The sequence below is a fragment of the Sporosarcina quadrami genome, from assembly GCF_014836615.1.
In the GTDB taxonomy this organism is placed as follows: domain Bacteria; phylum Bacillota; class Bacilli; order Bacillales_A; family Planococcaceae; genus Sporosarcina; species Sporosarcina quadrami.
This window is the reverse complement of sequence record NZ_JACSQN010000022.1, coordinates 1-14827: the sequence shown is the minus strand read 5'-3', so window position 1 is coordinate 14827 and position 14827 is coordinate 1. Positions and strand designations below refer to the sequence as shown.

Here is a 14827-nt window from a genome sequence, read left to right as displayed (position 1 = left end):
AAAAATGGATCGAATTGAAGCTGAAAAACGTGTGCAGGAATTGACGGGATTGCTAAATGAGTATGGACATGCCTACTACGTACGTGATACTCCAATTGTGCCCGACTCCGTTTACGATCGTAAAATGCAGGAGCTGCTAGCTATAGAAGCTGAATACCCCGATCTAATCTATCCCGACTCCCCTACGCAACGAGTCGGAGGGGATATTCTTGCTGGCTTCACAAAAGTCATTCATGAATTTCCTATGCTGAGTCTTTCCAACGTGTTTAACGAAGAAGATATAAGAGATTTTGACAGGCGTGTACAAGCAGGAGCAGGACAAACCATTACGTATATATGCGAATTGAAAATAGATGGGTTAGCCGTTTCTTTAAAATATGAAAACGGAGCTTTCGTCCAAGGATCGACACGCGGAGACGGAACAATTGGCGAAGATATAACGTCCAATTTGAAAACGATTCATGCGATTCCTATGAAGTTGACAGAGCCGATTACAATTGAAGTTCGCGGAGAAGCTTATATGCCAAAAAGATCCTTCATGCGCTTAAATGAAGTGCGTGATGAAAATGGAGAAGAACCATTTGCAAACCCGCGTAACGCTGCAGCCGGATCGCTACGTCAGTTGGACCCGAAAATCGCTGCTAGCCGAAACCTTTCCGTATTTATCTATGGTGTTGGCGGGGATGGAAGTGCATTCGGGCAGGATAGTCACTCAGATTCGCTAGATTATTTAGCTACGCTTGGATTTGAAACGAATAAGCAAAGCAAACGTTGTCCATCAATTGACGAAGTGATTGAGTATATTGAGTCGTGGCAATCGCGGAGACAAGATCTTGATTATGAAATTGACGGTATTGTCATTAAAGTGGATGAGTACGAAGATCAGGAACAGTTGGGCTTCACTGCCAAGAGTCCGCGCTGGGCGACGGCATATAAATTCCCTGCCGAAGAAGTCCAGTCAAAACTGCTTGATATTGAACTAAGCGTCGGACGGACGGGTGTCGTGACGCCTACTGCGATACTAGAACCGGTTCGTGTTGCAGGCACGACAGTTTCTCGTGCTTCTCTTCATAATGAAGACCTCATCCGTGAAAAGGATATACGTATTGGAGACACGGTAATTGTACGGAAGGCTGGCGATATTATTCCTGAAATCGTCCGAGTCCTCGTTGAGCACCGTACAGGTTCAGAAGAGCCATATGCGATACCGGAACATTGTCCAGTATGTGATTCGGAGCTTGTTCGGATTGAAGGAGAAGTGGCACTACGTTGTGTAAATCCGCAATGTGCAGCGCAAATGAAAGAAGCAATCATCCATTTTGTCTCACGCAATGCTATGAATATTGAAGGGATTGGCGAGAGAGTTGTCGACCAATTATATACGGCAGAACTCGTGCACGATGCTGCAGATCTATATGCACTGACGAAAGAGCAATTGTTGGAATTGGATCGAATGGGTGAGAAGTCAGTTACGAATTTACTTAGCGCTATTCAAACATCCAAAGCGAATTCACTGGAGAAATTACTTTTCGGACTCGGTATTCGCCATGTCGGTGAAAGAGCTTCACGTATTTTATCCGAAGAATTTGGGACAATGGACGCGATTGCAGAAGCGGACGAGGAACGCCTCACATCCATTCACGAGATTGGGGATAAAGTTGCACATTCAATTAAAACATTCTTTGCCAATGAAGATGTTCAAAAGGTCATTGGGAAGTTGAAAGAACACGGAGTGAACATGACATATGCGGGACCTGATCGACAGGAAATCCCTACTGACGGACCGTTTGCTGGGAAAACAGTCGTCTTGACAGGAAAGTTATCCATCTTGAATCGAAATGACGCGAAGGAGCAAATTGAAGCGCTCGGAGGTAAAGTGAGCGGCAGCGTCAGTAAAAAGACGGATTTGGTTATCGCTGGAGAAGATGCAGGTTCAAAGCTTGCAAAGGCTGAAGAGCTTAACATCACTATTTGGAATGAAACCGATCTGATCGAAGCGCTCGGCGAAAAGGAGTAATTTTTTTATGAAGAAGTTATTAATAGCACCAAGCATGGTGACCGCTCTTTTGCTGAGCGGATGCCTGCCATCTATTGGACCTGAGAAAGAACCCCTTATCCAGGAAACTGACAAACAAGACGAAGAGACGGTCATGATTCCGGATGTCCAATTGAAAGATGAGTTCTATCTGACGACACTGCCGTTCAAGCAAAGTGCAAGCCGTGGTCTTGTTGTCGGCAATCTCAATACGAAATACGATATTCAGGAAGCCGAAGAAGGGTTGCTACGCCTTTCTACGCAACACTTCGATACAAAGAACCATTACTTTCAAGAAGGCCAGTATATCGATAAGGAAACAGCGAAACGCTGGCTTGCAAGAAGCTCCAATGATAAAGAAGGTCTGAATCCGCCGGAAGCTGAAGGAGAAGATGCGGAAGAGAAGCCTATATTTCTTGCGCATATCATCGAGCAAAATTATTTGACGTTGACAGATGAAAAGAAACTTCGATTGTCAGGAGTTTCTATCGGACTCGCCTTAAACTCTGTTTATTATGGGAAGAATAACAAAGAAATCAACATTACAGATGAGGAACTCCAAAAGCAAGGTATAAAAGCAGCTGATGAAATTGTAAGAAGATTACGAGCGCAAGAAGGGTTTCAAGACATCCCGATTGTCGTAGGGCTCTTCAAACAAGAAAAACGGAACTCAATCGTACCCGGTTCATACTTCGCTACTGCATTTGCCGATAAAGGTAAAGAGGTTCCAAATGCATGGAAGGAAGTGAATGAACAATATGTATTGTTACCTGCTCCTTCTTCCATCGATAATTACCGTGACATCAATACAAAATTCAGTCGCTTTAAACAGGATGTCGATGAGTATTTTCCAAGCTTTGTGAACATTGTAGGTACCGCCTTTTTTAAAGATAATCGAATGAAATCATTGCGTATTACGATCCCTATACAGTTTTTCGGGAAAAGCGAAACAATTGGATTTACCCAATTTCTAACTGGAAAAGTTAGAGATTATTATTCTGATATTGACGTTGAAGTGAACATTACATCCGTCAATGGAGCGGAAGCATTAATTGTTAAGAAAGCGGGAGAAAAAGATCCATTTGTCCATATTTATGGATACTGATAGGTACATGTTGAATGCACGTGAGGAAATACGATGAGAATCGTCAGGGAAGCATGTAGGGACGCATTATTTAGACTAAGACAGTTACTTTTCAACATACCTGTTAGGTGGTATGATTAGTCGTACAATTGCAGATGAGGAGGAAAGAATATGAATAAGTTTACAGAAGAAGATGTCCGATATTTTGCGAACTTCGCAAGAATTGCTATTTCAGATCAGGATGCAGCACAGTTTTCAGAACTGATTAGCGAACTTGTAGGATTCGGGGATGTATTGAATGAAGTTGATACGGAAGGCGTAAAGCCGATGACACACCCGTTGCAGCTATATAACGTGTTGCGAGTTGATGTACCTCAAGACGTATTAGACCGCGAAGAGATGCTCGCAGGCGTTGAAGAACACGAAGACGGAATGATAAAGGTTCCGAACATCTTGTGATAACGGACTTTAGGAGGATAAAAGATGACGTTAATGAAGAAGACGGCTACAGAACTTCAAACATTACTACATAACCGGGAAGTCTCTGTTAAAGAAGTGACTGAGGATTCATTTAAGCAGATTAAGGCATTAGACGACAAAGTCCAAGCCTTCCTTACATTGACAGAAGAAGATGCGCTTGCCCGTGCTGAACAACTGGACAATGAACCTCTTGAAAACCGGGGATCACTATTCGGCTTACCTATTGGTATAAAAGACAATATTATTACAAAAGGAATTACAACTACATGTGCAAGTAAGATGCTTGAGAACTTTGTGCCTGTGTATGATGCGGCAGTCGTTGAAAAAGTTCATGAAGCGGGTATGATCAGTGTCGGTAAATTGAATATGGATGAATTTGCTATGGGGTCAACTACTGAGCGTTCAGCATTTCAAACGACACATAATCCTTGGAAATTGGACCGAGTACCTGGTGGTTCTTCAGGCGGTTCAGCAGCTGCAGTCGCTGCAGGAGAAGTGCTGTTTTCACTTGGAACAGATACTGGTGGATCTGTTCGCCAACCAGCCGCATTTTGTGGAATCGTCGGCATGAAGCCTACATACGGCAGAATTTCTCGCTATGGACTTGTCGCATTTGCTTCCTCTCTTGACCAAATCGGTCCTTTGACACGTACTGTTGAAGACAATGCCATGCTATTGAGTGCAATTGCAGGAGTAGACCACCGTGATTCATCGTCTTCTTCGAAGGAAATACCGAATTTAATCGCAGGATTGACTGGTGATATTAAAGGATTACGAATAGCAGTTCCAAAAGAATATATGGGTGAAGGCGTTGCTCAAGATGTGAAAGAATCCGTGCAAGCTGCACTTACAGTTCTTGAATCACTTGGCGCAACGTGGGACGAAGTATCTTTGCCACACTCCCACTATGCATCACCAACTTATTACGCAATTGCTACAGCTGAGGCGTCATCTAACTTGGCTAGATTTGACGGAATCCGTTACGGTTACCATCCGGAGAACGCTAAAAACTTGAATGAAATCTATTTGCGCGCTCGTGCAGAAGGTTTCGGTACAGAAGTGAAAAAGCGGATTCTTTACGGAACGTATGCGTTAAGCGCGGATCATCATGAAGATCTATACGTTAAAGCAATGAAAGTACGTACATTGATCGCGCAAGATTTTGCTTCCGTATTTGAAAACTATGACATCATCGTTGGACCGACAAGTGCAACGACTGCATATGAAATCGGTGGAGTTGTCAGAGATTCTTTGACACTTTACACGAATGACATTTTGACAGTACCCGTCAACTTGGCTGGCATACCGGCCATTTCAATTCCATGTGGATTCTCTGATGGATTACCGATCGGATTGCAAATGATTGGAAAACATTTCGACGAAGCGACACTATATCGTGTGGCGCATGCGTTCGAACAGGCTACTGAACACCATAAGCGGACTCCATCTATTGGGGAGGGACAAGAATAATGAACTTTGAAACGATTGTAGGACTTGAAGTCCACGTTGAACTGAAAACAGATACAAAAATTTTCTCTCCTGCTCCTGCTCATTTCGGGGCAGAACCGAATATGAATATTCACGTTACAGACTTGGCCTATCCAGGTACGTTGCCAACGTTGAACAAACGTGCTGTAGAGTTCGGTATGAAGGCTTCTATGGCATTAAATTGTGACGTTGCAAGAGAAATGAATTTTGACAGAAAGCACTATTTCTATCCAGACAATCCGAAAGCTTATCAGATTTCACAAGATGATCGTCCGGTCGGCTCAAACGGTTGGATTGAGATCGAAGTAGAAGGCAAAAAGAAAAAAATTCGTATCGAACGTGTTCACCTGGAAGAAGATGCAGGCAAACTGACGCACTCCGATAACGGCTACTCACTTGTCGATTTGAACAGACAAGGTACGCCTCTAATCGAGATTGTTACAGAAGCTGACATCCGGTCCCCTGAAGAAGCGTATGCATTCCTTGAGAAACTGAAAGCTATCATTCAATATACAGGCGTTTCTGACGTCCGTATGGAAGAAGGCTCATTGCGATGTGACGCTAATATTTCATTACGTCCATATGGTCAAGAAGAATTTGGTACGAAGACGGAATTGAAAAACTTGAATTCATTCAACTTTGTTCGCAGAGGAATTGCAAACGAAGTAGAACGTCAAGAGAAAGTCCTTCTGTCGGGTGGGGAAATTGTTCAGGAAACACGTCGTTATGATGAAACAACAGGTCAGACAGTCCTTATGCGTATTAAAGGGAGTGCGAATGACTACCGCTTCATTAACGATCCGGATTTGTCGGAAATCCATATCGATCAGGAATGGATTGACCGCGTCCGTGCGGAAATACCTGAACTGCCTGACGCACGTAAAGCGCGCTATGTGCAAGAACTTGACTTGCCTGAATATGATGCGCATGTCTTGACATTGACGAAGGAAATGTCTGATTTCTTCGATGCAACCGTTACAGCTGGAGCAGATGCAAAACTTGCGTCGAACTGGCTGATGGGTGAAGTATCTGCATATTTGAATGCGGAACAGAAGGAATTACATGACACTGCGTTGACTCCAGAAGGTTTAGCAAGTATGGTGAAGCTCATTTCTGACGGAACGATTTCATCTAAAATTGCGAAGAAAGTATTCAAGGAACTCATCGAAAACGGCGGAAATGCTGCTGATATCGTGAAAGCAAAAGGACTTGTACAAATTTCAGACGAAGGTACATTACGTACTATCGTTTCGGACATCCTTAATGCTAACGAGCAATCGATTGAGGACTTCAAAAACGGTAAGGACCGCGCAGTCGGCTTCCTTGTCGGACAAGTGATGAAGGCGACTAAAGGTCAAGCGAACCCGCCACTTGTCAATAAGATTCTCCTTGAAGAAATCAACAAGCGTTGATTGAATAAACGCTAATACCATCCCATACGATTCTTAGAAAAAGTTCGTATGGGATATTTTTCGACTAATGACGTTTGCCATCCTATTTGAAATGGGAATGGATAGGTAAACAATGAAGTACAAAAGAGTGTTTGTACGGCGCTTGAAAGAATATACTACACAACCAGAACTAAACAGACAGTATATTCATCCGTAAAATAGATGCTTGAATGACAAAAGATGTGCTGACATTCTAAACGGAAATAGTGGATTTCTATAGAAGATTTTGTAAGAAGAGAGAGTGTATATGTATGAAACGTGCTCGAATTATTTATAATCCTACAGCAGGTCGGGAAGCTTTTCGTAAACATCTTGCAGAGGTGCTTGAGAAGATGGAAAAAGCCGGTTATGAAACTTCTGTCCATGCAACAACAGCAGAAGGGGATGCAACTGAAGCTGCAAAGTTGGCAGTGGAGCGTGGATTTGATGTTATTATCGCTTCAGGTGGAGATGGCACACTGAATGAGGTTGTTGCCGGTGTATCTGCGTTTGAAAAGAGACCTAAAATCGGTTTGATTCCAATGGGAACGACGAACGACTTTGCACGTGCACTGCGAATACCTCGAGATATCGATGATGCGCTTGACATCATTTTAGCAGGAGAGACGATTCCTGTAGATGTCGGTCTTATGAATAATAGACAGTTCATTAACATCGCAGGTGGCGGTAGAATGACAGAACTCACGTATGAAGTCCCAAGTAAACTAAAAACGGTTATAGGACAGCTTGCCTATTATTTAAAAGGGATAGAAATGCTCCCTTCCATTCATTCATCACATGTGAGAATCGAATATGATGATGAAGTGTTTGAAGGTGAAGTTATGCTATTTCTAATCGGGTTGACGAACTCCGTTGGCGGTTTGGAGAAATTAGCTCCAAATTCAAGTATTAATGACGGGAAGTTTACTTTGCTAATTTTGAAGAAGTGTAATATCGCAGAATTCCTTAGAGTCGTCAGTCTTGCTTTAAGAGGCGAACATCTTGACGATCCGTTAGTCATCGCTTCTCAGGCCGAGAGAGTGACAGTTACATCGACAGAGGAAGTCTTACTAAATCTAGATGGTGAGTATGGTGGGACATTGCCTGCGAAATTCGAGAATTTGTATAGACATATTGAAATGTTTGTACCGATTAATGATATTCGTGAGCAAGACCGAATTGATAATGATAGCGAAGAAGCTGTAGTGGATTAAGTCTCCACTACAGCTTTTCCAATTTGGTATATCGCATTACGTAATAAAATCGATTTCAGTATCTTGTTCTGCTGCAAGTCTTGGCAAATCCTTCACAGGAATCCACTTACAGTGAAAAATCATACCTCTATCCACTCCATCGCCTTCTACCATATTGTCCCATTCAGGTTTTTCTTCACCCGTATACGTAAGATGGAAAATTGTACGTTCATGTACGACATCTTCCCGGTTTTCAGGAAAATAATTGCGCTTGTTCACTTTGCCATTTAACTCTAAATGCTCGCGCTTAATGCCTGTTTCTTCTTCAATCTCACGATAAAGTGCATCAATGAGCAATTCATCTTTTTCAATCGTACCTCCAGGAACTTGCCATCCCGCTTCAGGTACGTTTCTTTGTTCGAAAATGAGTAGTTTGAGTTCTAAATCAATGCCTGTGGTAATGTAGGCTAACACTTTTCTTTTCACTTGCATAATTGTTCACCTCGGTATAATTCCTCTATTATACATAATATTGGTACTATTCTCAAGTGTTAGTTGTTTGACGTTATTTATTCACAAAGCCTTCATAAAAGCTTCATCCAAAGCTGTTATTATAAATAAAAAGAGGGAATGAATACTATGATTGTATTCATACTTATTTGGAGGGTGGATTCCTCATGTATAAAAAGCAGGAAAAACGCTTGATGATATTGGTTTTCGTTGTTGCATTGATTATGCTCATATCAATAGTCGGAAGAATTTTTGGAAGTTGAGGAGGAAGTCGAATGGGCAATGAAGAAGCTGTATTCTGGTCACGCGTGTTGACAGAAACAACGCTTTCGTTTCATATTCTATATGCGACCATCGGTGTCGGAGTCCCTTTAATGATTATGATTGCACAATGGGTCGGAATAAAGAAAAATGATGAACACTATATTTTGCTTGCGCGGAGATGGGCAAGGGGATTTATCATTACAGTCGCAGTTGGTGTCGTAACAGGAACGGCAATCGGTCTACAGTTATCGCTATTGTGGCCAAACTTCATGGAACTTGCAGGTAATGTCATTGCGCTTCCTTTGTTCATGGAAACTTTTGCATTCTTCTTTGAAGCGATTTTCCTTGGTATTTATTTGTATACCTGGGATCGATTTGAGAATCAGAAAAAACATTTGCTGTTACTTGTTCCAGTTGCTATTGGAGCTTCATTCTCAGCAGTATTCATTACGATTGTTAATGCATTCATGAATGCACCACGAGGATTTGACATCGTCAATGGAGAGCTTGTGAACATCAACCCATTGCTTGCGATGTTCAACCCGGCGATGCCGACAAAAGTTGCGCACGTTGTTATTACTGCCTATATGACATCTGCCTTCGTTCTCGCTGCAATTGCTGCTTTCAGGATGTTAAAGGGTTCCAATCATGTATATCACAAAAAAGCCCTACATTTGACAATGAAAGTTGGGTTGATCTTCGCAATTGGAAGTGCAATCATCGGTGACTTTTCCGGTAAATATTTAGCTGAATATCAGCCTGAAAAACTGGCTGCCGCTGAATGGCATTTTGAAACGCAAGAGAATGCTCCTCTTTACTTGATGGGGATAATGAAAGACGGAGAAGTGAAGTATGCTATTAAAATCCCATTTGGATTATCAATCCTTGCACATAACAATCCAACAGCGGAAGTAATTGGACTTGATCAATTTGCCGAGGAAGATACGCCTCCACTATATATCCATTATCTGTTCAATGTAATGGTGTTCATCGGTATGTGGATGGCTCTGTTAGCGGCAACGTATTGGGTTGGCACAAAACGGCGATGGAAGATGGTTACGACGAAATGGTTCCGTTGGCTTATCGTATTGGGCGGGCCGCTTTCACTTCTTGCCATCGAAGCGGGATGGTGGCTCGCAGAAGTCGGACGTCAACCGTGGATCTTGCGCAATATTATGAGGGTCGAAGATGCTGCAACGACTAGCGGCCAAGTTGATTTGATGCTTGTCCTATTTGCTTCATTGTATTTAGTGCTAGGAGTTGGAAGTATCGTTGTACTTAGACGAATGTTCCGTAAGAATCCTGTAGAACGTGAGCTTGAAGATCGTCATACAGAAAAAGGCGGTGATGTACATTGAACTTGGAAATCTTAGGGATATCGGTTCTTTGGACGTTCCTCTTCGGTTATATCGTCGTTGGCGCAATTGATTTCGGTGCAGGTTTTTTCAATGCGTATACTGTATTGACCGGTAAACAGCGGATTTTGACGAAGGTCATTCAGCGGTATTTATCGCCAGTTTGGGAAGTGACGAATGTATTTCTCGTGTTCTTCTTTGTAGGGATCATCGGATTCTTTCCGAAGACTGCATTCTACTATGGGACGACATTACTCGTCCCAGTAAGTATCGGTGTCGTATTGCTTGCGATACGCGGTTCGTATTATGCGTTTGAAACGTATGGTGCAAGAGGACATAAAGGCTATACATTCATGTACGGCCTTGCAGGTCTATTAATACCCGCATCACTTTCGATCGTCTTGACGATTTCTGAAGGCGGCTACATCGAAATGGTAAACGATAATCCCGTACTAGATTACTGGGAGCTGTTCACGAGTCCATTGACGTGGTCGATTGTCGTGCTCAGTATATCTGCGACACTATATATTTCTGCGGTATTCCTCACTTGGTATGCAAATAAGGCTCGTGACGTCGAGGCGACAAGCCTATTGCGTAAATATGCGCTTATTTGGGCATTGCCGACGATCATCACGGCAGGCGGGATTATTTTTGAACTGCGTAAACACAATCCTGAACACTTTGAGAACATCCAGACATTTTGGCCAATGTTCCTCATCTCGTTCATCATGTTCATCGGAACGGTTTATCTGTTAATGAAGAAAAAGCAGTATGGATGGGCATTCGGGTTATTGGCAGGTCAATTCGCCTTTGCATTTTTTGGATACGGTGCATCACACTATCCATACTTGCTCTATCCGTACTTGACGATTTACGACAGTTTTACAAATCCGGCGATGGCAATATCACTGATTGTTGCGTTCATATTGGGCCTCTGTCTATTGATTCCATCCCTTATATTGCTCATGCGTCTGTTCTTGTTCAACAAGGAATATGTGCGCGGAAATGAAGACCACCATGCCTAATAGGAGGAAATGGAATGACTAATTTCATCATTTTCTATGCACCATTCATAGTCCTAGTTGGAGCAATCGCGGTAGCATTTTTTGTCGCTCCGATGGACGGTTCGGTGGATAAGGAAGAATAGGAAAGAACAGACGTCAACTAGGCGTCTGTTTTTTCGTCTTCGTAAAGAAAAACGTGCTAAACTGTATACATATGAAATTTGGAGGAAGAAAAACATGTCTTTTATTGTACAACAAAATGATCGTCTGAACGTTTATGTCGAGGATTTGACGCATGATGGGTCTGGCGTTGCTAAAGTGGAAGGATATCCACTATTCATACCGGGTGCATTGCCTGGCGAGCAAGTGGAGGTCAAAGTCGGCAAGACGCTGAAGAATTACGGATTCGCGAAGTTGCTAAATGTAATTGAGGCAAGCCCTCAGCGAGTAGAGCCTCCTTGTCCAGTATTCTGGGATTGTGGCGGTTGCCAAATGCAACACTTGTCTTATGAAGGACAGTTGATCCAAAAACAAAAGCAAGTGCGCGATGTCATGGATCGCATTGCCAAATTGCCAGACGTGCCAGTACATCCAGTGAAAGGGATGGACAACCCATGGCGCTACCGCAATAAATCCCAAATACCTTTTGGCGAGCAGAACGGCCGGATTATCTCCGGATTTTATAAATCACGGACCCATCAGATTGTCGATACGGACGTGTGTATTATCCAAAGTGAAGAAGCCGATGAACTGATGGCTACGTTAAAGCGGGAAATGCTAATTTTAGGAATGGATGCATATAACGAACGGACACATAAAGGAATGCTGCGACATTTGATTGTACGTAAAGGTAAGGCTACAGGCGAGGTAATGGTCGTCTTAGTCACATCAAAGCGCAAATTCCCACAACAGGAAGCAGTTGTCACAATGATTAAACGGGTCATTCCTGAAGTGACTTCCATTATGCACAACGTCAACAGTGAAAAGACGAATGTCATTTTTGGTAATGAAACGTCATGTCTTTATGGCAAATCATTTATCATTGATTCGATCGGTGACATCGACTTTGAAATATCAGCAAGATCATTCTATCAAGTAAATCCTGAACAGACGGAAGTTTTGTACGGTCAAGCACTTGAGTATGCGCAGTTGACAGGCAGCGAAACGGTCATTGACGCCTATTGTGGCATCGGTACAATTTCTTTATTCCTAGCTCAACAGGCAAAAGAAGTGTACGGCGTCGAAATTGTTCCACAGGCAATTGAGGATGCGAAACGGAATGCGGAACTGAATGGTATAGATAATGCTCATTTTGAAGCAGGTCCTGCTGAAGAAGTCATTCCAAAGTGGTATGAACAAGGTAAGCGATTTGACGTATTGGTCGTCGACCCGCCGCGTAAAGGCTGTGACGAGAAGCTGTTACAAACGATTTTGACGTATAAACCGAAACGTGTCGTCTATGTATCGTGTAATCCGGGAACTCTAGCACGTGATTTGCGCATATTGGAAGATGGCGGATATAAGACGCAGGAAGTGCAACCTGTTGATATGTTCCCGCAAAGTAGTCACGTCGAGTGTGTGGCGTTGATAGAGTTGGAATAGCTGTAAGAGTAAATTTTATGTATTGCAGGAGGTGCAGTCTATCTTGAGAATGAAAGGGATTATTATAAGTTTTTGTATAGTTATGCTTTCAGCATGTAGCTCACCCCCAGCACCTATGGAAAGCACGCCTGTAGAATTAGAAAAAAAGGAGGGAACTGATTTGGGGCAACAGTTAATTTCTGCAGCAACAGAAGGAGACACAGAAACTGTTTTGGAATTATTAAAAGGTGAAGTAGATATTAATGCGACAAATAATCAGGGAGTTACGGCCGTAATGGCAGCAACGCAAAAAAACAATGTTGATACAGTCAAGGCGCTTATTGAAAAAGGTGCAGACATCAATATTCGCAATGACAATATGGATAATGTGCTTTTATATGCAGGGGCGGAAGGCTTGCTTGAAATCGTGAAACTTGCTCTTCAAGCAGGGGCTGATACAACTATAACAAATCGTTATGGTGGAACTGCCCTCATACCAGCTTCCGATCGAGGACATGTGGATATTGTGGAGGAACTTTTAACTAACTCTGACACAGACGTGAATCACCTAAATAAGTTGCATTGGACTGCATTATTAGAAGCTGTCATTTTGGGAGATGGCGGTAAGAACTATCAAGAGATCGTACAGCTGTTAGTAGATCATGGAGCTGATGTCCATATTAGTGATAGAGATGGAATTACCCCGTTAGAACATGCGGAAAGCCGTGGGTTTAAAGAAATTGAACGTATTTTGAAAGAAGCGGGGGCATAATCGTTATAGTTGAAAATTACGGCAACTGTCATCTGTGTAACGAAATACAGAAATTTATCAGCGTCTGTTTGGCATTTTGCCTATTTCCATAAAATAATTGTGGAAAAACAGAAGATGTTTTGTTACAATAATAAAAAATACTTGCTCTTTAATTCGGTCCCGAGAGGCCGATAAGGCTACTTGATAATAGGAGTTTATTTCAACTCGTTTTTTCATGCCCTTTTGTCCTCTTAGACAGATGGGTATTTATTTTGATTTTTTATAGGAAATTTCTTAGATAGACCTCTTTTAACCAAGTCCTGTGAGACTTGAAAGGAGAATGGAAGTAATTATATCGATCCATTCCTTCGGTAAAATGACCGCACTTAGCAACGCTGCTAAAATGACACCGTATTGGGCACCGACACTGACATAAGAAGATGCACGCCCTTGTTTATTTTTCGGCCAAGCCTCAGCAACGAGCGCCATCCCAATACCATATTCTCCACCAGCACCGATACCTGCGATAAACCTGAATAAGTATACCTGTTCAATATTTGTCGCTAGTCCGGTTAACGCAGTACCGACTGCAAACAGCAATATCGTATATGTAAACACTTTTACACGCCCATATTTATCCGCTAATACACCAAAAACGATTCCACCTAACAACATACCGATATTCGTTATGGATGAAATCAGTCCCCCTGTTGCACGTTAGGGTGGAGGGCATTGTTCTTTGTTGGTGTCTTACCAGTTATTTTTGCCTTTATCGTACGAAAGAATTTAGACGAATCCCCAGAATGGCTAGCTGCTCAAAAAGTAAAAAGAGCGAATAAGATAGTTGAGAAGGGCAAATTGGTTCAATTGTTTGAGACGCCACGAATCGCATTTACGACAGTATCTTTAATCATCATGTCGACGGTTCAAATCGCCGGATATAACGGCTTAATGATTTGGTTGCCTTCTATGTTGCAAAAATCACAAGGATTATCCGTTTCTGGTTCAGCCCTGTGGACAATTAGTACAGCAGTCGGAATGATTATCGGCATGTTGACGTTTGGACGATTCTTGGATCGATTTGGCGCAAAGAGAACATTTGGATTCTTCCTGATTGCCTCTGCTTGTGCTGTGTTTTTATACGCGTATGCCACTGGAAGCGCGGGTGTGTTAATAGGTGGAGCGATTGTAGGCTTCTTTTCAAATGGAATGTTTGCAGGGTATGGCGCACTGATCAGCAGTTTCTATCCAGTACAAATACGAAGTACTGCAACTAACACGATTTTTAACTTTGGACGGGCGATCGGAGGATTTTCACCGATATTAGTTGGCTATCTTCTACAAAGTTATGATATGAAAATTGCGATGTTATACTTAGCTGCATTATATACACTATCCTTTATGGTCATGCTGACTTTGAAGAAGAGTGAGTCTGTGAATTATAGCGAAGCTGTTTAAAGGAAAACATATGAAAAACCATCCTCGGAAATGCAGTTGCGTTTTGAAGTGCACCCCAAAAGTTAGAGTCGAAAATCTAACTTTTGGGGTGTTTTATTATGGTTAAATATGCAGATGATTTTAAGGCGATGGTGGTTCGTGAATATCTCGGAGGAACAATCGGATATAAGAGGTTGGCTGAAAAACATGGTGTA

At 42.4% G+C, this 14827-nt stretch carries 12 protein-coding genes and 2 pseudogenes; 12 read left to right on the top strand and 2 right to left on the bottom strand.

Translation table 11 applies throughout. The features are described 5' to 3' along the window. The first annotated feature begins 4 nt into the window (after positions 1-4). From ligA to H9649_RS16170, 6 genes are all read left to right on the top strand, one after another. Positions 5-2017 carry an NAD-dependent DNA ligase LigA gene (ligA, locus tag H9649_RS16195; protein WP_191695940.1) on the top strand — a complete coding sequence of 671 codons (2013 nt, stop codon included), beginning with the start codon at positions 5-7 and terminating at the stop codon, positions 2015-2017. A 7-nt stretch (positions 2018-2024) separates the two neighbouring features. Further along, entirely contained in the window at positions 2025-3140 is a 1116-nt protein-coding gene (locus H9649_RS16190; protein WP_191695939.1) for a CamS family sex pheromone protein, read from the top strand. 150 nt (positions 3141-3290) lie between these two features. Beyond that, a complete protein-coding gene (gene gatC / locus H9649_RS16185; RefSeq protein ID WP_191695938.1) occupies positions 3291-3578 on the top strand; it encodes an Asp-tRNA(Asn)/Glu-tRNA(Gln) amidotransferase subunit GatC in 288 nt (95 codons plus the stop codon). A gap of 24 nt (positions 3579-3602) precedes the next feature. Beyond that, on the top strand, positions 3603-5069 hold the full coding sequence (gene gatA / locus H9649_RS16180) for an Asp-tRNA(Asn)/Glu-tRNA(Gln) amidotransferase subunit GatA (RefSeq protein WP_191695937.1): 1467 nt from the start codon (positions 3603-3605) through the stop codon (positions 5067-5069). After that, positions 5069-6499 carry an Asp-tRNA(Asn)/Glu-tRNA(Gln) amidotransferase subunit GatB gene (gene gatB, locus H9649_RS16175; protein WP_191695936.1) on the top strand — a complete coding sequence of 477 codons (1431 nt, stop codon included), beginning with the start codon at positions 5069-5071 and terminating at the stop codon, positions 6497-6499. Before gatA ends, gatB begins: the two co-directional genes overlap by 1 nt. Before the next feature lie 290 nt (positions 6500-6789). Further along, positions 6790-7731, top strand: coding sequence for a diacylglycerol kinase (locus tag H9649_RS16170; RefSeq protein ID WP_191695935.1), 942 nt, complete (start codon positions 6790-6792; stop codon positions 7729-7731). Positions 7732-7767: 36 nt separating this feature from the next. On the opposite strand, the gene H9649_RS16165 is transcribed toward H9649_RS16170, so the two are convergent. Then, entirely contained in the window at positions 7768-8202 is a 435-nt protein-coding gene (locus H9649_RS16165) for an NUDIX hydrolase (RefSeq protein WP_191695934.1), read from the bottom strand. A 293-nt stretch (positions 8203-8495) separates the two neighbouring features. Between H9649_RS16165 and H9649_RS16160 the strand changes: the two genes are divergently transcribed. The 5 genes from H9649_RS16160 to H9649_RS16145 all read left to right on the top strand — a co-directional run bounded on the left by H9649_RS16160 (position 8496) and on the right by H9649_RS16145 (position 13196). Beyond that, on the top strand, positions 8496-9842 hold the full coding sequence (locus H9649_RS16160; RefSeq protein WP_191695933.1) for a cytochrome ubiquinol oxidase subunit I: 1347 nt from the start codon (positions 8496-8498) through the stop codon (positions 9840-9842). Then, a complete protein-coding gene (locus H9649_RS16155; protein ID WP_191695932.1) occupies positions 9839-10864 on the top strand; it encodes a cytochrome d ubiquinol oxidase subunit II in 1026 nt (341 codons plus the stop codon). Before H9649_RS16160 ends, H9649_RS16155 begins: the two co-directional genes overlap by 4 nt. 14 nt (positions 10865-10878) lie before the next feature. Next, entirely contained in the window at positions 10879-10986 is a 108-nt protein-coding gene (gene cydS / locus H9649_RS18100; RefSeq protein WP_404828784.1) for a cytochrome bd oxidase small subunit CydS, read from the top strand. A 94-nt stretch (positions 10987-11080) separates the two neighbouring features. Next, a complete protein-coding gene (gene rlmD / locus H9649_RS16150) occupies positions 11081-12445 on the top strand; it encodes a 23S rRNA (uracil(1939)-C(5))-methyltransferase RlmD (RefSeq protein ID WP_191695931.1) in 1365 nt (454 codons plus the stop codon). Positions 12446-12605: 160 nt separating this feature from the next. Beyond that, the gene (locus H9649_RS16145) at positions 12606-13196 is read left to right on the top strand and encodes an ankyrin repeat domain-containing protein (protein WP_191695930.1); all 591 of its coding nucleotides are present in this window, start codon (positions 12606-12608) and stop codon (positions 13194-13196) included. A 348-nt stretch (positions 13197-13544) separates the two neighbouring features. On the opposite strand, the pseudogene H9649_RS16140 reads toward H9649_RS16145, so the two are convergent. Then, positions 13545-13889: pseudogene (locus tag H9649_RS16140) on the bottom strand (MFS transporter); the annotation flags it as partial. On the opposite strand from H9649_RS16140, the pseudogene H9649_RS16135 reads away from it, so the two are divergent. Next, a pseudogene (locus H9649_RS16135) lies at positions 13890-14633 on the top strand (MFS transporter); the annotation flags it as partial. Between the last annotated feature and the right edge of the window lie 194 nt (positions 14634-14827).